Source organism: Enterobacter sp. RCC_40 (assembly GCF_041360735.1).
Taxonomy (GTDB): domain Bacteria; phylum Pseudomonadota; class Gammaproteobacteria; order Enterobacterales; family Enterobacteriaceae; genus Enterobacter; species Enterobacter ludwigii.
On the sequence record NZ_JBFUPR010000003.1, the window covers coordinates 146,497 to 166,640 of the forward strand.

General features: G+C 48.3%; 15 protein-coding genes and 1 tRNA gene. 10 read left to right on the forward strand and 6 right to left on the reverse strand.

Annotation, left to right across the window (positions count from 1 at the left end):
- Nucleotides 1-312 precede the first annotated feature (312 nt).
- Nucleotides 313-1,695 carry an MFS transporter gene (locus AB6731_RS12920; RefSeq protein WP_072126504.1) on the forward strand — a complete coding sequence of 461 codons (1,383 nt, stop codon included), beginning with the start codon at nt 313-315 and terminating at the stop codon, nt 1,693-1,695.
- An 11-nt stretch (nt 1,696-1,706) separates the two neighbouring features.
- A complete protein-coding gene (locus AB6731_RS12925; protein WP_371006434.1) occupies nt 1,707-3,326 on the forward strand; it encodes a glycoside hydrolase family 43 protein in 1,620 nt (539 codons plus the stop codon).
- A gap of 4 nt (nt 3,327-3,330) precedes the next feature.
- Here the strand turns inward: AB6731_RS12925 and xynR are convergent, their stop codons facing one another.
- The 3 genes from xynR to AB6731_RS12940 all read right to left on the reverse strand — a co-directional run bounded on the left by xynR (nt 3,331) and on the right by AB6731_RS12940 (nt 5,271).
- On the reverse strand, nt 3,331-4,089 hold the full coding sequence (xynR, locus tag AB6731_RS12930) for a DNA-binding transcriptional repressor XynR (RefSeq protein WP_025205733.1): 759 nt from the start codon (nt 4,087-4,089) through the stop codon (nt 3,331-3,333).
- A 133-nt stretch (nt 4,090-4,222) separates the two neighbouring features.
- Nucleotides 4,223-5,227 carry an ornithine carbamoyltransferase gene (gene argF, locus AB6731_RS12935; RefSeq protein WP_371006435.1) on the reverse strand — a complete coding sequence of 335 codons (1,005 nt, stop codon included), beginning with the start codon at nt 5,225-5,227 and terminating at the stop codon, nt 4,223-4,225.
- A complete protein-coding gene (locus AB6731_RS12940) occupies nt 5,197-5,271 on the reverse strand; it encodes a hypothetical protein (protein ID WP_223399268.1) in 75 nt (24 codons plus the stop codon). The genes argF and AB6731_RS12940 overlap by 31 nt, the downstream gene beginning before the upstream one ends.
- 120 nt (nt 5,272-5,391) lie before the next feature.
- On the opposite strand from AB6731_RS12940, the gene rraB reads away from it, so the two are divergent.
- The 8 genes from rraB (at nt 5,392) to AB6731_RS12980 (ending at nt 14,168) form a co-directional block, all read left to right on the forward strand.
- Entirely contained in the window at nt 5,392-5,817 is a 426-nt protein-coding gene (gene rraB / locus AB6731_RS12945) for a ribonuclease E inhibitor RraB (protein WP_014168417.1), read from the forward strand.
- Nucleotides 5,818-5,863: 46 nt separating this feature from the next.
- On the forward strand, nt 5,864-6,622 hold the full coding sequence (miaE, locus tag AB6731_RS12950) for a tRNA isopentenyl-2-thiomethyl-A-37 hydroxylase MiaE (RefSeq protein WP_047743237.1): 759 nt from the start codon (nt 5,864-5,866) through the stop codon (nt 6,620-6,622).
- 30 nt (nt 6,623-6,652) lie between these two features.
- The gene (locus AB6731_RS12955) at nt 6,653-7,381 is read left to right on the forward strand and encodes a topoisomerase II (protein WP_371006436.1); all 729 of its coding nucleotides are present in this window, start codon (nt 6,653-6,655) and stop codon (nt 7,379-7,381) included.
- A gap of 104 nt (nt 7,382-7,485) precedes the next feature.
- Nucleotides 7,486-7,570 (forward strand) — tRNA-Leu (locus AB6731_RS12960).
- Between the two features lie 199 nt (nt 7,571-7,769).
- Nucleotides 7,770-9,023 carry a tyrosine-type recombinase/integrase gene (locus tag AB6731_RS12965; RefSeq protein WP_371006437.1) on the forward strand — a complete coding sequence of 418 codons (1,254 nt, stop codon included), beginning with the start codon at nt 7,770-7,772 and terminating at the stop codon, nt 9,021-9,023.
- A 323-nt stretch (nt 9,024-9,346) separates the two neighbouring features.
- Nucleotides 9,347-10,681 (forward strand): DNA cytosine methyltransferase, encoded by a 1,335-nt coding sequence (locus AB6731_RS12970; protein WP_371006438.1) that lies wholly within the window; start codon nt 9,347-9,349, stop codon nt 10,679-10,681.
- A gap of 236 nt (nt 10,682-10,917) precedes the next feature.
- The gene (locus tag AB6731_RS12975; RefSeq protein WP_371006439.1) at nt 10,918-12,858 is read left to right on the forward strand and encodes an McrB family protein; all 1,941 of its coding nucleotides are present in this window, start codon (nt 10,918-10,920) and stop codon (nt 12,856-12,858) included.
- Nucleotides 12,859-12,875: 17 nt separating this feature from the next.
- Nucleotides 12,876-14,168, forward strand: a complete 1,293-nt coding sequence (locus AB6731_RS12980) for an McrC family protein (RefSeq protein ID WP_371006440.1) — start codon at nt 12,876-12,878, stop codon at nt 14,166-14,168.
- A 65-nt stretch (nt 14,169-14,233) separates the two neighbouring features.
- Here AB6731_RS12980 and AB6731_RS12985 read toward each other — a convergent pair whose 3' ends face one another.
- The 3 genes from AB6731_RS12985 to AB6731_RS12995 are packed head-to-tail and all read right to left on the reverse strand — an operon-like array spanning nt 14,234 to nt 19,956.
- Entirely contained in the window at nt 14,234-16,990 is a 2,757-nt protein-coding gene (locus AB6731_RS12985; RefSeq protein ID WP_371006442.1) for an AAA family ATPase, read from the reverse strand.
- Nucleotides 16,983-17,552 carry a hypothetical protein gene (locus AB6731_RS12990; protein ID WP_371006504.1) on the reverse strand — a complete coding sequence of 190 codons (570 nt, stop codon included), beginning with the start codon at nt 17,550-17,552 and terminating at the stop codon, nt 16,983-16,985. Before AB6731_RS12990 ends, AB6731_RS12985 begins: the two co-directional genes overlap by 8 nt.
- Complete coding sequence (locus AB6731_RS12995; protein WP_371006443.1) at nt 17,542-19,956, reverse strand: ABC-three component system protein; 2,415 nt, start codon at nt 19,954-19,956, stop codon at nt 17,542-17,544. The genes AB6731_RS12990 and AB6731_RS12995 overlap by 11 nt, the downstream gene beginning before the upstream one ends.
- Between the last annotated feature and the right edge of the window lie 188 nt (nt 19,957-20,144).

Here is a 20,144-nt window from a genome sequence, read left to right on the forward strand (position 1 = left end):
TACGGAAAATATTCCGTGGACGGCTTTTGCATGTCTGTTTTTTATTATTGCGTAAATAATCTAATTGCATGAAAAGCAAGGTCTTTAAATGATATCAGGATGTCGAGTGGCGTCACAAAAGCAAAATATCATAATTCAGAAATAAGATATGACCATTGTCGGTTAATTGAACACTTAATTACACTCTATTAACACGATGTTGTGAATTCAGCACACGAAATAAGGGTGTATTCCTGATGATGCACCGGGCATTTATTTGCCTGAATCAGGACCCTGGCGTTTGCACTGTTCCACGTACTGCCGTTGGGGGTAATGATGCAATTAACCATGAAAGATAAAATTGGCTACGGGCTGGGTGACACCGCCTGCGGCTTTGTCTGGCAGGCCACCATGTTCCTGCTGGCCTATTTCTATACCGACGTGTTTGGCCTGTCGGCGGGCATTATGGGGACGCTGTTTTTAGTTTCCCGCGTGCTGGATGCCGTCACCGATCCGCTGATGGGGCTGCTGGTTGACCGCACCCGCACGCGTCACGGCCAGTTCCGTCCGTTCCTGCTGTGGGGCGCGATCCCGTTTGGGATTGTCTGCGTGTTGACCTTCTACACGCCGGACTTCTCCGCGCAGGGTAAAATCATCTACGCCTGCATAACCTACATTCTGCTGACCCTGGTCTACACCTTCGTTAACGTCCCTTACTGCGCCATGCCGGGTGTCATCACCGCTGACCCGAAAGAGCGCCACGCGCTGCAGTCCTGGCGCTTTTTCCTCGCGGCGGCGGGATCGCTGGCCATCAGTGGCATTGCGCTGCCGCTGGTGAGCATCATTGGTAAAGGCGATGAGCAGGTCGGCTATTTCGGCGCCATGTGCGTGCTGGGGCTGAGCGGCGTGGTGCTGCTCTACGTCTGCTTCTTCACCACCAAAGAGCGCTACACCTTTGAGGTGCAGCCGGGGTCGTCGGTGTCGAAAGACCTCAAGCTTCTGTTCGGCAATACCCAGTGGCGCATTATGTGTGCGTTCAAGATGATGGCGACCTGTTCCAACGTGGTCCGCGGCGGGGCGACGCTCTACTTCGTGAAATACGTCATGGATCACCCGGAGATGGCGACGCAGTTTCTGCTTTACGGCAGCCTCGCCACCATGTTTGGTTCGCTCTGCTCATCCCGCCTGCTGGGGCGCTTTGACCGGGTGACCGCCTTCAAGTGGATTATCGTGGCCTACTCCCTGATCAGCCTGCTGATTTTCTTCATCCCGGCCGAACATATCGCCCTGATTTTCGCCCTTAACATTCTGTTCCTGTTCGTCTTTAACACCACCACGCCTCTGCAGTGGCTGATGGCCTCTGACGTGGTGGATTACGAGGAGAGCCGCAGCGGTCGCCGTCTCGACGGGCTGGTGTTCTCCACCTACCTGTTCAGCCTGAAGATCGGTCTGGCGATTGGCGGCGCGGTGGTGGGCTGGATCCTGGCGTATGTGAACTACTCCGCCAGCAGCAGCGTGCAGCCGGTCGAAGTGCTGACCACCATTAAAATTCTGTTCTGCGTGGTGCCGGTGGTGCTCTACGTGGGCATGTTCATCATGCTGTCGTTCTACAAACTCACCGACGCCCGCGTGGCGGCCATCAGCCAGCAGCTGATTAAGCACCGTGCAACGCAGGGTGACGCCGTGCCCGACGCTGCGACAGCCGCATCCCATTAACAGGAGGCAACATGACAACGATAACAAACCCGATTCTCACCGGCTTTAACCCGGACCCGTCCCTGTGCCGTCAGGGGGAGGATTACTACATCGCCACCTCGACGTTTGAATGGTTTCCGGGCGTGCGCATCTACCACTCCCGCGACATGAAGAACTGGTCGCTGGTCAGCACGCCGCTGGACAGGGTGTCGATGCTGGACATGAAGGGCAACCCGGACTCCGGCGGCATCTGGGCGCCGTGCCTGAGCTACGCCGATGGCCAATTCTGGCTACTGTACACCGACGTGAAAATTGTCGATTCGCCGTGGAAAAATGGCCGTAACTTCCTCGTCACTGCGCCCTCCATCGAGGGGCCGTGGAGCGAACCGATCCCGATGGGCAACGGAGGGTTTGACCCGTCGCTGTTCCACGACGACGATGGCCGCAAATACTATCTCTACCGCCCGTGGGGGCCGCGCCATCACAGCAACCCGCATAACACCATCGTGATGCAGGAGTTTGACCCGCAGACCGGCACCCTTTCGCCCGAGCGCAAAACCCTGTTTACCGGCACGCCGCTCTGCTACACCGAAGGGGCGCACCTTTATCGTAAAGAGGGCTGGTACTACCTGATAGTCGCCGAAGGCGGCACCAGCTATGAACACGCGGTGGTGGTGCTGCGCTCAAAAACGCTCGACGGGCCGTACGAACTGCATCCGGACGTGACGATGATGACCAGCTGGCATCTGCCGGAGAACCCGCTGCAGAAGAGCGGCCACGGCTCGCTGCTGCAGACCCACACCGGGGAGTGGTATATGGCCTACCTCACCAGCCGACCGCTGCGCCTGCCGGGTATACCGCTGCTGGCCTCGGGCGGGCGCGGCTACTGCCCGCTGGGACGCGAGACCGGCATTGCGCGCATCGAATGGCGCGACGGCTGGCCGTACGTTGACGGCGGTAAACACGCGCAGCTGACCGTCCCCGGCCCGCAGATAGCGGAGCAGCCCGCCGCCTCCCGGGACAGCTGGCGGGAGGATTTCGACGGCAGCACGCTTGACCCGGAGCTGCAGACCCTGCGCATTCCGTTCGACGACAGCCTCGGCTCGCTGAGCGTGCGCCCGGGGTATTTGCGGCTTTACGGCAACGACTCGCTTAACTCGACCTTTACCCAGTCGACCGTGGCCCGCCGCTGGCAGCACTTCGCCTTCCGGGCAGAGACGCGCATGCAGTTCTTGCCGGTTCACTTCCAGCAGAGCGCCGGGCTGACCTGCTACTACAACAGTAAAAACTGGAGCTACTGCTTTGTGGACTACGAGGAGGGGCAGGGCAGAACGATCAAAGTGATCCAGCTTGACCACAACGTGCCGTCGTGGCCGCTGCATGAACAGCCGATCCCGGTACCGGACAGCGCAGAGAGCATCTGGTTACGGGTTGACGTCGACACCCTGGTTTACCGCTACAGCTACTCGTTTGACGGTGAGACGTGGCACACCGTGCCGGTGACGTATGAAGCGTGGAAACTGTCGGATGACTACATCGGCGGGCGCGGCTTCTTTACCGGCGCGTTTGTCGGCCTGCACTGCGAAGACATCAGCGGTGACGGCTGCCACGCAGACTTTGACTACTTCACCTACGAACCGGCCGCGAAATAGCGGATCAGGCCGGGTAACCCAGCGCGCGTGAGAGCTGGAGCCCGGCCTGCTGAAGTTGCTCGCGGAAGCTGGCCAGTTCGGCGTCATCCACCCGCGACGTCAGCGTCGACAGACTCAGGGCGGCAATCACGCGGGATTCATGGTTCCACACCGGTACCGCCACGCAGCGCACGCCCTGCTCGTTCTCTTCGCGGTCGAAGGCGTAACCCTGCTCGCGGGTCTTGGCGAGGGCCTCCAGCAACGCGTCGCGGGAGGCAAGGGTGGAAGGGGTATAGGTGGTGTACTGATAGCCCTCAAGCAGGGCGTTCAGCTCGGCCTCGCCAAGCCAGGCAATCAACACCTTGCCGATGGCGGTGGCGTGCACCGGCAGCCGACGACCAATGCGTGAATAGGCGATAGCCGCCAGCTTGCCTTCAATCTTCTCGATATAAACGCCTTCACGGCCGTCCAGGATCCCCAGATGGGTGGTCTGCCCGGTACGCTGCGACAGCTCCGTCAGCCAGCCTTTCGCCTTCTGACGAATATCGATTGAGCCCACCACAAAATGACCGCGCTCAACCAGCTTCATGCCGAGGCGATATTTACCGTTTTCCGGGTTCTGATCGATATAGCCGTGAAGCTGCAGGGTTTTCAGCAGCGAGTGGAGGGTACTTTTGCTCAGCCCCATCAGTTTGCTGATGTCGGTGATCTTAAGCTCGGTGGCCTGCTCGTTAAACAGGTCGAGGATCTGCAACGCACGTTCAACAGACTGAATAATCGGCATAATGCTGGTATGTCCACGCAGGAATTAAGGCGAAAACGTACCTTTTTCAGGCGGAAAAATCAATGAAGCGGCGCCGGTTTACGCCCTCACCCGGTGGAAGAGGGCCGGGGTGAGGGCACCAGACCGCAGAGGATCACTCCCCAAGCGTCGCCACCATCACCGCCTTAATGGTATGCATCCGGTTTTCCGCCTGGTCAAACACAATGCTCGCCGCCGATTCAAACACCTCGTCCGTCACTTCCATCCCGCCGTGCAGATCGAACTCTTTCGCCATCTGCTTACCCAGCGTGGTCTGGTCGTCATGGAATGCCGGCAGACAGTGCAGGAACTTCACGTCCGGGTTACCGGTCAGCGCCATCATCTGCGCGTTCACCTGATACCCGCGCAGCAGGGCAATCCGCTCGGCCCACTTCTCTTTGGCCTCGCCCATCGACACCCACACATCGGTATAGATGAAGTCCGCCCCTTTCACGCCGGCCGCTACCTCTTCCGTCAGGGTGATCTTCCCGCCATTCTTCTCCGCCAGCGCGCTGCACTCCGCCACCAGGCGCTCTTCCGGCCAGCAGGCTTTCGGTGCCACCAGACGCAGATCCAGCCCGGTTAACGCTGCCGCTTCCAGCATCGAGTTACCCATGTTGTTACGCGCATCACCCGCATAAACCAGCGTCATCTCGTTAAACGCTTTGCCCGGCAGATGCTCCTGCATGGTCAGCAGGTCCGCCAGCAATTGCGTCGGGTGGAACTCGTTGGTCAGCCCGTTCCACACCGGCACGCCCGCATACTGCGCCAGCGTTTCGACCACGTCCTGACCGTGACCGCGATACTGAATGCCATCGTACATCCGCCCGAGTACCCGCGCGGTGTCCTTAATTGATTCTTTATGCCCAATCTGGTTGCCGCTCGGCCCTAAATATGTGACGCGCGCGCCCTGGTCAAATGCGGCAACTTCGAAAGAGCATCGTGTACGGGTTGAGTCTTTTTCGAAGATGAGCGCGATGTTTTTGCCAGTAAGCTTTTGTACTTCCTTACCCTTTTTTTTATCGGCTTTGAGCTGAGCGGCAAGGGTCAGCAGGGAATTGAGCTGTGCAGGGGTAAAATCGAGCAATTTCAGAAAGTGTTTCTTGTACAGATCAGACATTTTATCCTCACATGGCAAACGCCACTTATTGAATTAAAATTCACTTTATATGTCTAATTATTCATTTGCAACCCCGTTTCACAAATCTTTCCAACAAAGGTGGAGGCAAACCCGTCCGTGTGTGAAAATAGAAGTATCTGCCGCACTTTAAAGAGGAATGAGCCATGGCAAACCCGGAACACCTGGAAGAGCAACGCGAAGAGACGCGCCTGATTATCGAAGAACTGCTGGAAGACGGTAGCGATCCGGACGCGCTGTACACCATCGAGCACCATTTCTCTGCTGACGATTTCGACGCGCTGGAAAAACTGGCGGTAGAAGCTTTCAAACTGGGTTACGAAGTGACCGAGCCGGAAGAGCTGGAAGTGGAAGAGGGCGACACCGTCATCTGCTGCGATATTCTGAGCGAAGGCGCACTGAAAGCTGAACTGATCGACGCTCAGGTCGAACAGCTGATGAACCTGGCCGAGAAGTTTGAAGTGGAATACGACGGCTGGGGAACCTACTTCGAAGATCCGAACGGTGAAGACGGCGAAGAAGGCGACGACGAAGATTTCATCGACGAAGACGACGACGGCGTGCGTCACTAAGCGTTTCAGGCGGTGGCGCGTGCCACCGCTTTTTCAAGGCAGAACCATGGATTACCCGCAGATACTCGCCCCCGTTCTTAACTTCCTCCAGTGCCCGACCCCACCAGCATGGATTGATCACGCCCGCGACCCGGCAAACCTGCCGCTGCTGCTCACCGACCACATGGTGTGCGAGCTCAAGGCCGCCCAGACCGCGCTGCTGCTGGTGCGTAAATACGTCGCCGATGAAAGCGGTGCCGACGCGCTGCTCGACTGGCTCAAACCCTACGAAGCGTTCACCTTCCGCGAAGGCCCGGAACCGGATTTTGTGGCCCTGCACAAGCAGATTGGCAAAAGCGTCATGCCCAAAACCGACGACCCCTGGGGCCAGGCGCTTATCGACAGCATGGTGCTGCTGATCAAAGAAGAGTTGCACCACTTCTGGCAGGTGCGCGAGGCGATGCTGGCGCGCGACATTCCGTACGTCAAAATCACCGCCAGCCGCTACGCCAAAGGGATGCTCAAAGCGGTGCGCACGCACGAACCGCTGACGCTTATCGACAAGCTCATCTGCGGGGCTTACATCGAAGCCCGCTCCTGCGAGCGTTTCGCCGCGCTGGCCCCGTTCCTCGACGACGACCTGCAGAAATTCTATCTCTCGCTGCTGCGCTCGGAAGCGCGCCACTATCAGGACTACCTGACGCTTGCCCAACAGGTGAGCGACGACGATATCTCACCGCGCATACAGCTTTTTGGCGAAATTGAAGCCACACTTATCTCGACACCGGACAATGAGTTTCGCTTTCACAGCGGCGTGCCGGTGTAAACCGGCATAGCGAAAAGAAAAGGATGCGAGATGAATAAAACGTGGATCCGTATAGTCGTGGTGACTCTCCTGGCCGCCGTCGTGGCGTTCTGGGTCTACTTCGACAAACAACGCCAGCACACTCCCGAACAGCAGCTTGATAGCACCCTCAACGCAATGCCCGCCTGGCAGGTGATTAAAGAGCAAGAGCCTGTGCTTCATCAGCGCATTCTTGACCAGATGGCGGCCCTGCAAAAAGCCGGCGAGCCGGAGCAGAAGATTATCGACACCATCCAGCCGCAGATCCTGCATCTGCAGATGTCGCGCCTGCAAAACGCGCCGGACGCTAACGTGGTGAACTATATGACGATCAACATGGAGCAGACCGCCGCCATCCAGAAGGTGAGCGACGACGCCTGTTTCCGCTTCCTCTACCCGGCGGTAAAAGGGGGCGTCAACCCGATGCGCATGTTGGATAAAGACCTGATGACGCGGCGCATGCAGGCCGACGCCGACATGATGCGCGCGGCCTACGGCAAAAACCGCCACACCGTGACCCCGGAAGAACGCGAAGCCGCGGTGACGGATGTCCGCCCGATTATGAAAACGCTGGCCGACAAGTACGGCGAGGACATCCAGCTGCTGCAGATGCCGGAGAAGGCGGTGGGCAAAGAGAAGCTCTCCTGCGACATGGTGCAGGAGATGTGGGCGAAGGTGCTGGCGCTGCCAGAGCAGAAGTCGGCAGGCGTGATTCGGCTGGCGGTTTCCGAGGTAGAATGACAGGGCGCTGGTTTTTTGGGCACTTAGCGTAGGTTTAGCGCGTCGCCGCTTGCATGGCGGCGCGCGACAGGTATAATCCACAACGTTTCCGCATCCCCTTCAGTGCCGAAGTGGCGAAATCGGTAGACGCAGTTGATTCAAAATCAACCGTAGAAATACGTGCCGGTTCGAGTCCGGCCTTCGGCACCATCGGAACATCAATAGACGTCAACAGACGTCTTTTTTTGTGTCTGAAATCCAGTATCCGCAAGGCTTTCCGCGATGTTCCTCTCAACTGAAGTCAATCTGAGTCAACCCACATCAAGTCGCTTGTGAGTATAGAACCGAGTATATATGCTGGTTCGATAATGGTTGTATACTCACGGCGGCACATGGAAGGAGAACTTTTATGGCTCTGACAGATATCAAAGTGCGTTCTGCAAAACCGCAGGAAAAGGAATACACCCTTGTCGATGGGGATGGCATGTTTTTGCTGATTCACCCTAACGGCTCAAAATACTGGCGGTTCCGTTTTCGCTTTGGTGGTAAGCAGCACCTGATGGCGTTTGGTGTTTATCCTGAAACGTCATTAGCTGATGCTCGTCAAAAGAGGGAAGAGGCCAGAAGGCTTGTTGCTGCTGGAATCGATCCTCGCGAACACAAACGTGCCGTGAAAGAAGAACAGGCGAAAGAAAATATTACCTTTGAGTCAGTTGCCCGAGAGTGGCATGCCGCAAATAAAAAATGGTCAGAAGAACATAGTCGACGGGTGCTGAAGAGCCTGGAAGATAATTTGTTCCCAGCAATTGGGAAGCGGAGTATTGATAGTTTTAGCACGCGCGATCTCCTTGTTCCTATCAAGGTTGTTGAGGCTACAGGGCGTCTTGAAGTGGCTTCGCGTCTTCAGCAGCGTACTAATGCGATTATGCGTTATGCTGTGCAAAGTGGTTTGATCGATTACAATCCTGCTCAGGAGATGGCTGGGGCAGTTGCTTCAAGTAATCGTGTCCATCGACCAGCGCTTGAACTGAAACGCTTACCTGAGCTACTTCACCGAATTGATGGTTATACGGGACGGCCTTTGACCCGCATGGCCGTTGAACTCACCTTATTGATCTTCATTCGTTCCAGTGAATTGCGCTTTGCGCGTTGGTCTGAAATCGATTTTGAAACGGCAATGTGGACGATACCGGCTGAACGAGAAGCTATCGAAGGTGTGAAGCATTCTCAACGTGGTTCTAAAATGCGCACACCTCACCTGGTACCGTTATCTCGGCAGGCAATGGACATCCTGAAACAGGTTCATAAGCTCAGTGGCAATCGTGATTTTGTTTTCGTTGGAGATCACAATACTCGTAAACCGATGAGTGAAAACACGGTGAACAAAGCTCTGCGGGTGATGGGATACGATACGAAGGTTGATGTTTGCGGACATGGCTTCAGAACGATGGCGTGTAGCTCGCTAATTGAATCTGGATTGTGGTCAAGAGATGCAGTAGAACGGCAAATGAGCCATATGGAACGTAACTCAGTACGTGCGGCTTACATCCATAAGGCTGAGCACTTGGATGAGCGTCGTTTGATGTTACAGTGGTGGGCAGATTTTCTTGATGTGAATCGGGAGAAGGGGGTTAGTCCGTTTGATTTCGGTAAGAATACTTAAACCTAGTGCAGCCGGATATCTTTAAGCGGTTCTTCGAGAGCCGATTTTGGGCCCGCATTGATTGCTTTATGTACTTTTCTATGATCAAATCTTCCTGAAAGGAGTGAGCATAAATGTTACATAAGCGACTATCTCTAAGATTTATAGAGAACTTACTGTTTTTGCAACATAAAAACAGGAGGTTGCGATCGATGCTAAGGCCCGACTGGTTGAAGGTTATTGTGTGATTAGTGCCCACATTTACCGTATGTAATGCTTATCCCAATCTACAACAACGCAGGTTGTTGTAAGAGAAAAAAATTGAAAGAGCGGAGAATCAAGAAGTGACAACGCCAAACAAGCCAAATCTTACATGCATCGATCTTTTCGCAGGATGCGGTGGCCTGAGTCTCGGGCTAAAAGAGGCTGGCTGGGCCGGTATTTTTGCAATCGAGCGCGATCCGATGGCGTTTGAAACCCTATCTAATAACTTCTTGGTACAAAATGCACCATACGCAAGTTTTGACAAATGGCCAAGTTGGCTGTCAAAAACTAACCATGACATAGTGGAGCTTCTAAGAAATGAGTCTAATAGGGCTCATCTTCTCTCATTACGTGGCTCTGTAACTATGATGGCCGGAGGACCCCCTTGCCAAGGTTTCAGTGTTGGAGGGCGGCGCGATGGTGCTGATGAACGGAATGATCTTGTATATCAAATGCTTGATATGGTTGACTTAGTTCGGCCACGCATTGTATTAATTGAAAATGTCGAAGGGATAGCTCGTCGCTTTGTAGCTCGCCCTGGCGAAGAGCGTACCTCAGTTGCTGACTCTGTAATTAAGCAACTCGCTGAGTTGGGTTATACGAGTATTTTAAATGTAGTAGATGCCAGTCGTTTTGGGGTGCCGCAATCGAGACGACGGGTGGTTATACTAGGTATTCAAAATTGTACAATATCTTCGCAAGAACTAAATATTGCATTTAATGATAATCTAAATGAAGCAGCTCTGGCAGTTCGTGAGCATTGGGGATTACATAAAAGTAAAAATATCACAGCAAAGGAAGCAATAGACGATCTCACTGGAGGTTTGCGAGTTATTTGCCCCGATTCTGAGAAATTTGAATCATCAACCTATACTAAAGCTGTTTCTGCATATGCGCGTGCTTTAAGGAGAGGGCAAAAGACAGGGAATATTCCTAACTCTCATCGGTACTCAAAACATGGGGAGCGAATTCTTGATTTATACAACCTCGCTCATCAAACGCAGCCGCCAGGGAGACTGTCCAAAGCTTTCTTATTAGAAAACGGAACTAAAAAGGACAAAAAGGTCCTGATTGATTCTTCAGAGGCAGTATCAACTATTACGACGCATCCTGACGAATTTATCCATTATGCAGAGCCTAGGAACATTACTGTCCGTGAAATGGCTAGATTTCAGTCTTTTCCTGATGACTTCCATTTTTACGGCCGATATACCATCAATGGACCACGTCGGAAGTTTGATGTGGCTAGGTGCTCGCAAGTAGGAAATGCGGTTCCGCCTTTGATGGCTGAAGGTATAGGCTTGGCAGTACGAAACTTGCTTTTATTATTAGGAGATAAAGGTGTTTCTGAGTTAGCTATACCGACCTCAGAAATTGAGGAAGATATTTCTGTCAAATTGAAAAATTGTGGTTAATAAAATGTTAGTGAAGTTATCGTCAAGGCTATAAATATTTGTAGGGACATTTAAACTATAATCTCAGATTGCAGTTTGAATGTCCCCAATACTAACATCAAAATCATAAACTGTCTTGTTAGGGGTGATTTTTCATATGATGACTAGAAATGATCTGTTACAGTATTTACAATTACGAACTATGTTTAACGCTGCATTCTAGTAATCACTTAGCAGCTTTTTTCAAGGAATAAGAAATGGCACTTCTTGATCTTTTGAGTACAAATAGTGAAGAAAAATGCATTTTAGAGAAAGCTAGCTCTGTAGCGGAACTACATGAGGTGTTTCCGGAGTCCGAATGGGGGATAGATACAGATTTCAACTTTTATACTCAAGCTAATATTGATAATATTTGGAATAATGAGCTACGTCGTGGAATTAGAAATAAAATTAAAATAGCTGGTCTTAGCGAAGATGACTATAAGTCTTGGTTAGGAGATGTGCATTTTCTTAATATTAGCATTTATCGTAAAAGCCTATTTGAGCGTTACAGAAGCAATGCAGGTTGGCGTTTAATCGTTATGGCGTTGCCGCGAGCAGGGGCAATTTTGCTTGGGGTTGCTTCACATTATCAAAATGCTCAAAACCACAACAAACTTTCGGAAGTTTCGAATCTCCTTTTTGATATTGCTTCAGATGCAGTAAAAAGAGAGGGACAATCCCATATGTTTGGTCGAAAAATATCAAGTATTGATTGGGACCAAAATGGATTATTTCCGTCTCCATTATCAACTGTTGCTGGTGTTTCTATTTCTCCTGATGTTGTATTTCTTAAGGATATAAGAACAACAACTTTAAAGAAAATATTGGCATCATTTATTACTGTAAAAGTGTTACCAAATTCAGTAAGTAAGGCTGAATTATATAATGATTTATCCCAATTAGCAAAAACCGCAAAATTTCTTTCCTCAAATGTTTATCCGTTTGGCAGTTTGGAGGAGTTTGAAGCCCTCCGTGCACTAGCATTACAAGATCTCGCTGCTGCTGGAACTCGATTACTTTTGCGGAAAAAAAGCTCAACCAGATCAATCGTTCGCATCTATTATGGTCCTCCAGGAACAGGGAAAACTTTGTCTGCAGTTCGTGAAGCAGTTAAATTGATAGAACCTGGGTTCGATGATAAAGGCGAATTATCTTACTCTTTTGAAAGATTCAATGATTATCGGGAACAGTGCGCCTTTGTAACTTTTCATCCCTCCTTACAATATGAAGATTTGGTCGAGTCAATTCGACCAGTAATAGTTAATGAAGATGATGTTGATGAATCAATTGAAAATAATAATATTGATTTAAAAAATGGACAACTGAGATATCGACTTCATGAAGGATTATTACTCAGAATGATTAGACGTGCAATCCAATCACCTGAAAAAGAGTTCGTTATTGTTATTGATGAAATAAATCGAGGTGATGTAAGTAGGATTTTAGGCCCACTAATCTCTTCTCTGGATGCTGATAAGCGAGTTGGTGCGGAATTCCCTATCGGAATCGAGTTGCAATACCCTCGGGCTGAAGAGTTAGAGTCGCGGCTTTTCATGCCATCAAATTTGCATATAATAGGGACGATGAACTCTGCGGATAGAAATATTGCACTTGTCGATCATGCACTTAGACGTCGATTTGATTTTGTTAATATTCCACCAGATTCATCCCTATTACGTGACACCATTGATAGTCCATCTATTAATTGCGGACAGCTTTTACGGACAATAAATTCAAGGATAGAACATCTATTAGATGCAGATCATTGTATTGGACATGGTTACCTGGTAGGTTGTGATACGAACTCAAAAGTTATTGAACGGTTAGCAACTAGAGTTATTCCTCTACTGCGCGAATATTTTTATGGTAATGAAGGCTTGATACAGCTTGTCTTGGGAGACTCCGCGTCAAAAAATGCAAACTTCTTTAAAATAAATCCAGTGGAAAAACAGTTTGAAGTTTTATTCGGATTAGATCAGGATACTGCTGCTTCATTTGGTTATAGGGCACATTCTGTAACTAAAAACTTAGAGTTAGATCCACGGTTTTGGAATCCAAAAAAAGTTATTCCGGGGCCAGACAATGAAGACTATGCTATCCATTGTGTTCTAAAAATATGTCAACCTGTTCTCATTGACACCAATGTATTTAATTGAGAGCTTGAGAGGGGTCAGTGAAGCGTATACTGAAATGTGAGGAATGGGCCAAGCTAAGAATTGGCGAAGGCCTTGAGTTAAGCAGCTTTGACGAACTCACATCAATTCTCCATGCATGGAAAAAAAGCACAGGGAAAAATACAGATGCTTATTTCGATATTTATGCAGGAGCATTGGTGCCAAAATTTTGGACAGGAACCCTGGAAACCTCCAAGCTAATTCTAGAGGTTGTTCCAATAGGTGCTAATTTGCTGGATCAGAAAAACAGAACCCTATTGGATAATAATTTATCTAGAATGCTTGAGAATGCTATCTCATCTAGTTTCATTACCGCTGGATTAGCCCCTCTAAGTACTGATGGAAATAAATTCGATTCATTGTTGGGAATATTTTGTGATGAGTTACAGTTGGCACGCCGTCGCCAAGTCATTCGACGATATATATCTTCATCAGATAGCCTTTCCTCCCCTAGAGGTCGAATAACCTTTCCTGAGCAATGTTACGAAAATATTCGTAGGCCAGGGCGTTTTGCATCATCATGGGTTGCATTGACTGAAGATGTTCCGGAGAATAGAATTTTTAAAGAAGTTTTACTGCGCTACCGATCGAGATGTTCTGCCAATATAAGAGGAATTATTGATCTATGTTTATCCGATATGGATTCAGTCAATATCTCGCCAGATTATAGATTAGAATGGCCAAAGGTGCGTACTGACCGTTTATCCGCAACCTATCATTCCCTTCTTCGCCAAAGCCAATCACTCTTGGAAGAAAGGGGTATTGGAATATTTGTTGGTGATGAACTAGCTACATCAGAGATTATATTTACCTATCGTTTATTTGAGGCATTTATTGCAAAGGAATTGAATTGGATTGCTATATCCGAAGGTTTAATAGCGAAAACACAGGCAAGAGGGACTTTTGCGTGTTCTAGTAATGATGGTGAAGGTGTATTTGAGCTAATTCCTGATGTAAGGTTGATTAATAATGAAGGGGCTACTGAACTCATAATTGATACAAAGTGGAAGTTTCTTCACATGAATAAACGTAATTTAGGTATCTCACGTGAAGATATCTATCAAATGTTGACGTATGGCATGCGTTTCAATTGTATGGACATCGTGCTTTTATATCCAGATGTGACCAGTGAGACTGGAAATAAAGGGGTTTACCATAGATTTGATACTTTTCAAGAACAGGGTAAATATTCTTTACATGTAGTAAAAATTCCGATGCTCGCTAACTCTTTATTGGCAATTAGAGACGTGTTGAAAAAAGTGGTTATGATCAGCCGATCAAAAAATAAATAAACTACTGTTAGGTTAAGCATGTAAGACAGCGGGCGGTTATAGACCCTCCACTGTCTTTTTTGATATTAAGAAGCAAGACCAATTGAATTTCTTGTCACAGTTGCTTTGACGCCTGTGCGAGGATTCCCCTCTAAATAAATTGTGTTAAGTAAGTGCTCATCCGGAAGGCTTGAGAATTTTTGCGCAAGATGTCGAGCCAAGCTGTCACTTGCAGTTGTCAGGATCAAGTTCATGTTCGGCATTGAGGTTGCCACAAGTCTGAAAATATCCAGCATGGCCACTCGATTTAGATCATCTAAATGAGCGATAGGTTCATCCAATAGGAAGCTTCCACCGGTATTCTTTGCCCTTGCAAGGTAGAGTGATAGTGCTAAATCTTGTCGCTGTCCTTGGCTTAGCTTCTCTTCTGCTTCTAATGGTATCTCATGACCTTCAGCAAGTACCATCCAATTCAAATCATCGCCAGAAACACTTAATTGGTGATATACCTCGTTCGCATGCATGCGAGAGAATAATTCAGTCGCCGGTTCTAGGAGAGGAGCAAGGCTAGAAACGGTTGCATTACGAACATGAATACCATATTGAGTAATTGCATTGTCTGCGACAAGTATGTGGCTTTGTCCCTTTTGAAGCTTCTCAGTAATCATCGCTCTCTCACTACGAAGCTTGAGCAACTGTTGAGTATCCATGTCGATACTCAGAGATGTTTGACAAACGCGAAGCTCCTCTTCATACCCTTCAGCTTTTTGAAGGTCCAGATCGACTGTTGCTAGGGCGCTAGTGTGAATATCTTTGGAAACAGGAATAGTACCAAATACCTCATTCCATTGGCTTTGGAAGCTATTTATCACTTGTGAAACTGTTGCAATGCTGGCGCTTATTTGATGCGACTCACGAGTTTTGGCCTGAATACCCTCAAGTTTCTCTTTAACTAATTGGGCGAGACTTGGTCGTTTAGCATTTGCTGAGTTTAGTTGTTGTTGGAAGTACTGCGTGTATCGCTCTAGTACCTGAAGTGCCTCGGTAACGCCAGTATTTATGGACGTTGAGGATGGCAGCTCAAAGAACTCATTAACCTGCGACAATGCTTCAGCAATACCCCTTATCCTGATTGCGGATTTGATACGGGCCAATAAGAGTGGGAAATCTATAATATCAGAATGTGAAAATTCAGATTTACCCATGGTTCGCAGATAACTGGTGATTTCCTCAATAACCTTCAGCTTATCATCTACGGATTTAACCCGTGCCACATAATCTTCAAAAGAAGATTGCTGCAACTGGGCGCTTTGTTGTGCTGTAATACATTTCTGTTCATTGGACTGAGCAATCATTAACTTGTGACTTGCCGCCTGAAGCTCAGGCGATAAGTTGACATCGGAAAGCTGCTTTCGCAAAATATCAATAGATTGCCAGTTATGGTCACAAAGAGGGCAGTGCCCACTTGAAAGCGAATGTGAAGCTTCGTACCCTAATGCCTTCAGGCGATTTATGACATTTGAAAGTGCATCAAACTCTCCCTGAGCAGTAATTCGTGTTTGTTTAGCTTTATCAGCAAGATTTGATAGCTCCACTAAGTTGGCCGGAGGTTGGACTGGATTGTTGGATAGATCTCGTTTGACATTAAGTTGATCTAACAATACCTTCTCATTGCGGATCAAATACTCAATTGAATTCAACCAATGCTGTTGCTTGTCACTTTCCCAACTATATTCAACAAAGTTTTGTTCTAAGAATTGGAAGCTGGGATCCGTTTTATAAAAGAGCTGAGCGAAATCTCGGTCAGAGGAGATAGCTGACCAACCATTGAGGACATCAGTGTTCTTTTTCGCCCATTCAATAGCCAATTTCCCTTGTGAGATCTGGGTTTCGGCTTCAGAGAGTTGCTCAGCTACTTGACGATGAGTTTCAGTCAAAGCAGTATTGGTCTGGGTGATGTCTGCGAGCGTACTTCGGTTTTTTTCGAGCTGTTGTAGGCTGGACTCATAGCCCGACCATCCCTCCAGCAATTGATTAAGAAGGTTTTTTTTACGCTGAGTTGTCTGTAGTAATTTAGCGACTTCCAGTTGCGCTTTTTTGAAGTCATCCAGCAGATTTCCCGTTACCTGAATGTCAGGGAATTTTTCTAATATTGATTTTAATTTGATCGCTATTTGTTCTTTTCCCGTTTGGTTGGCAACGAGTTTTTCTTCCAGCAGCTGAATTTCAGTAACCAGATATTGCAGTTTTTTTTCCAACCCTTGAACTCTGGGAAGATCACCTCGGTACTCCTTCAAATTATTGAGCATGCTTGCGAGGTGACCGAGTCCTAATATGTCTGCAAAAATTTGCTGTCTTAGTTCTGATTTGCTGTTATCAACAAGCAGGGCTAATGAGTTCGCATATAACCACCGGCAATTGCGGAGCCACTCGCGACGGGCTTTTGTCGTCGCTTGAGTACTACTCCCCCTTACTGAGAGCGGGGTGAGCATCTCGAGTAGGGCTGCATCTTTGATTTTCCTTTTGCTAGTCTCCCCATTTTTCTTTATTGAAGCTTTTCCGTTGACTCGTTCAAGATAATAAATCTCGCCATTTATCTCGCATTCGGCACTTACGGACGTATTACCGGTGCCCCACTGACAAGAAAAATCAGAAGTGGTTGGCAGATCATAAACTTTGTTAGTGAGTAGCCATTCTAAAGCATAGCAAATGGTGCTTTTACCCGTACCATTTGCTGCATGAATGATTGTTAATGGTGCATTGAGCGGGATATGCAGAATATCAGGAACTCCGCGAAAATTACGAATCTCCACCGAAATAAATTTGATAGGAAGATTATTCATTGAGATCCCACTCCTTTCCGTGATAACGAGCCAGGTCCTTACCTTTCATTTTCCCAAGGGATACCAAAAGCTCTGCCATTTGTTCATTTTCAGGTACAAATGTAGAAAATTCGTTCTGAATGGATATGCCTCTTAGTCCCAGAGGGGTAATGCGTTGGCAGCGCTGCCAGCCATCATCATTATGAAATACAACATGTTTACGCACAAAACGCGTATCCTTTTCCACATCATTAATATACTGCCGAAAGTCGTTAGTGAACTGAGTCAGTGCCAGGACCAGATAACCATCAACAACAGCCCTCTTTCGTTCAAGTTGCAAGAGCGCTGCATCCAAGAAAGCCTCAGCGACTCTCGTCTGTTTCCAAGCCTCCTCAGGTGTCTGACAATCGATTTGTACAAGCAGAACTGATGCAAATTTAGTCGACCAGTACTTCACTTGAGTACCCAAGGGCGGTCCAGGCCAGTGGGGTGAATCACTAAACGTCAAGATGCCGTTTTCCGGGGAAGTGAAACCTGCTTCGGCTGCACGCTCATCAAGAAGATTAATCAAATCATTGAGCATCAAGTTTTTTCCTGCGAGTGGAAATATCATCCATGAAGTCTTCTACTGATAAAGTATCAGAATCGTCGTACATCGATTCAATCTCATTAAGAGCAAAAAAGTAGACTTTATTTACCATAGAAATATCAGTGATGGAGTCTTTCACATTTGGCCCCGTTGAAATATCAAAGCGTTCGCTATTGTGAACGTTGAGTTCGCTGAACTTACTGGGCATTTCATCTTTAACTTTCCCGATACCATTACCGAACACAACTAGTTGTGGATGATTGGCTGTATCTCTTGCCCATCGATAGAGATCGTTTGACATGTACCTTATGCGATACTCGTCATTTGCCCACGCCAGTACGTTGTAATCCCCTTTATCAGGGTCTGCGAACCGTAGATGACCCTTTATACCTGGTTCAGTAATCCAAGCCGAGTCCTTATGGGATTTTAGGTAGCTTAAAGCTTGTACCGCTTTCATCACATCTTTACCAGAGTTGGTCAATTCCTCCAGAGTGAATTTTTGTTCAGATTTCACTCCATATTTGGTCTGATAAGCAAAGCTATGAACGTCCTTGATTCCTCCAGACTGGACAAAGTCATCCAGTTGCGCAAATTCGTTCTTAACTGTTTCAGCGTAATCAGGGTCAGGAGGATATCGGTGGAAAAGCTCGTGAAACTCCAGTGCTGCAGGAGTCAGATCTTCTATGACTGCCCCACCTTGCAACCGGAGCCCTTTAGCACGCAACAATGTGAGACTCGCATCCCATGTCAATGTAAGAGTCATCCCTCCGCTTGTACTCCTACGCATTACACGGCTAGGAGGCTGCATCGCAGGTGGGCTCGCTCGAGTATTGTGCTCGCTGTCAGCGGCGGGGAAAACTCCAGTTGCGCTATAAAGTTGCACCTGACATTTCTGCAGATATCCACTATTAGCAGCCACAACTGCCATCGGGGAAACCATTCGGCGTGCGTGATAATCCAAAAGTGATTTGACGACCTCCGTAAGCTCAGAGATGTGCTGAGAGGCCATAATCAGATTTGGACGTTTGCGCTTATCTTCAATTTGGCTGGCAATAATTCTTCGTAACTGAGAGTTGTTACGGTGTATAGAGTTTGTAAAGTCATTGCCCAAAGTTGGCCAAACGATGACATCTTTAAATGCTAATCTGAGCGAAACAGTCCCACGATCAAAACCTGCATCCTTTGGCTCATTTTCAACTAAAATGTAACAATTGATAATGTCGTTGGCCGGGTCCGTGACCCAACACCATCCTGCTTTAAATTTTGGTGCTGAAGCTGGGTGCCATGAAGGATCTATCCAAGACATTTCGTCGGTTTTTATCCAACTGATGAGGGTAGAGCCGCTAACCTCTCCACATCCAACCGTGAAGACAAGGGGATAAGGATAGGCTTTAACCAGATCATTTATTTCGTCCCACTGTGTAGGAGTGGCTGCATTTGCTCCAGCAGTGAGTACTACTGGGCGGTTACCGAAATTCTGCTCAAAAATCCCTCCCCCCTTAGCAAGCATGCCCTCTAAGAACGGAATGAGCTCTGTGCCTTGAATTAAACCGATATTGAGCCGATCTCCCTCAAAGAACGATAAATTGACGTGCTCTGTGCGGATTTTCTGAAGATAGGTTTCATCATCTTCGGAAAATACACCACCCTGGGATGTCAGATACTGTTTGATGACTTCAATGATGGCAGTCGCATCTGTATCCAGTTTGAAATAAGTGTTCCTAACATTTGGGTACTTAGCCACCAAGCTCGATAAACTATCTTTCTTAAGAATTTTAGTATCTAAAAGGGCTGTCCACTGCCACACTATTTCACGCAGTTGTTTAGGAGATAAATCTTTGAGCTTTGCATTTTTATGGAGCGTTTTTGATTTTTTGAGAATTCTCCCGCACTCATCTTCAAATGACGAAATATTGTCGTCGAAACGTTTTTGCCCCGACGCTTGTAGGAATTCGAAAGCTTCGGTGGTGACACCATCGGCGACGGCAAAGTAATATTTAAAGGATGTTCCAGGATGTGGGGCGAGCTGAGGTCTGATGTGTGCATACAGGAAGAATTTGCAGATCTCGTAGATAACGGTTCCCAAATCAAGGTTTTTCTTGAGGCGTTTGCACTGTATCACCCCTGTTGGTATGCCATCGTTGTACATGACAACGTCGCGACCTTGGTCGGCACCGTCGTTTAAGCGACTTACAGTGTCATACCAGTTTTGAGCGTTACTTTCATATTCAGCTCGGTAGACGTCTGCCACTAGAAGCTCAAATTGAGCGTCACCCATGCGTTCAAATGGAAGTTGTCCGCAGTCAAAGGTGAATAGCTCGGGAGCATTTGTCTTGTCTCCTCTAATCACAGATTCTTCTTCAGGCGAGATGAAAGCCACTTCTTCTATTACAGCCAATTTTCGCTCCTAGCGTTGAGAGACTGGTATTTTGGGTACTGTGCTCTATGGATATGCCACACGCCTTGGTAAAGAGATCGCGAAGAGCGGACTCAAAATTAATGCTGCTTCAAAAGACTTTGTAGCATTTACGCCTTTATCAGTTTTACGAGATCTATACCAAGCGATCTTAATCATAATCCGAGTAG

What these genes read in the sequence shown, in the direction of transcription:
- argF (WP_371006435.1), bottom strand. Translation starts at nt 5,227, where the DNA reads ATGTCTGATCTGTACAAGAAACACTTTCTGAAATTGCTCGATTTTACC.
- miaE (WP_047743237.1), top strand. Translation starts at nt 5,864, where the DNA reads ATGGATTACCCGCAGATACTCGCCCCCGTTCTTAACTTCCTCCAGTGC.
- rraB (WP_014168417.1), top strand. Translation starts at nt 5,392, where the DNA reads ATGGCAAACCCGGAACACCTGGAAGAGCAACGCGAAGAGACGCGCCTG.
- AB6731_RS12920 (WP_072126504.1), top strand. Translation starts at nt 313, where the DNA reads ATGATGCAATTAACCATGAAAGATAAAATTGGCTACGGGCTGGGTGAC.
- AB6731_RS12990 (WP_371006504.1), bottom strand. Translation starts at nt 17,552, where the DNA reads ATGCTCAATGATTTGATTAATCTTCTTGATGAGCGTGCAGCCGAAGCA.
- AB6731_RS12985 (WP_371006442.1), bottom strand. Translation starts at nt 16,990, where the DNA reads ATGAATAATCTTCCTATCAAATTTATTTCGGTGGAGATTCGTAATTTT.
- AB6731_RS12955 (WP_371006436.1), top strand. Translation starts at nt 6,653, where the DNA reads ATGAATAAAACGTGGATCCGTATAGTCGTGGTGACTCTCCTGGCCGCC.
- xynR (WP_025205733.1), bottom strand. Translation starts at nt 4,089, where the DNA reads ATGCCGATTATTCAGTCTGTTGAACGTGCGTTGCAGATCCTCGACCTG.
- AB6731_RS12975 (WP_371006439.1), top strand. Translation starts at nt 10,918, where the DNA reads ATGGCACTTCTTGATCTTTTGAGTACAAATAGTGAAGAAAAATGCATT.
- AB6731_RS12925 (WP_371006434.1), top strand. Translation starts at nt 1,707, where the DNA reads ATGACAACGATAACAAACCCGATTCTCACCGGCTTTAACCCGGACCCG.
- AB6731_RS12965 (WP_371006437.1), top strand. Translation starts at nt 7,770, where the DNA reads ATGGCTCTGACAGATATCAAAGTGCGTTCTGCAAAACCGCAGGAAAAG.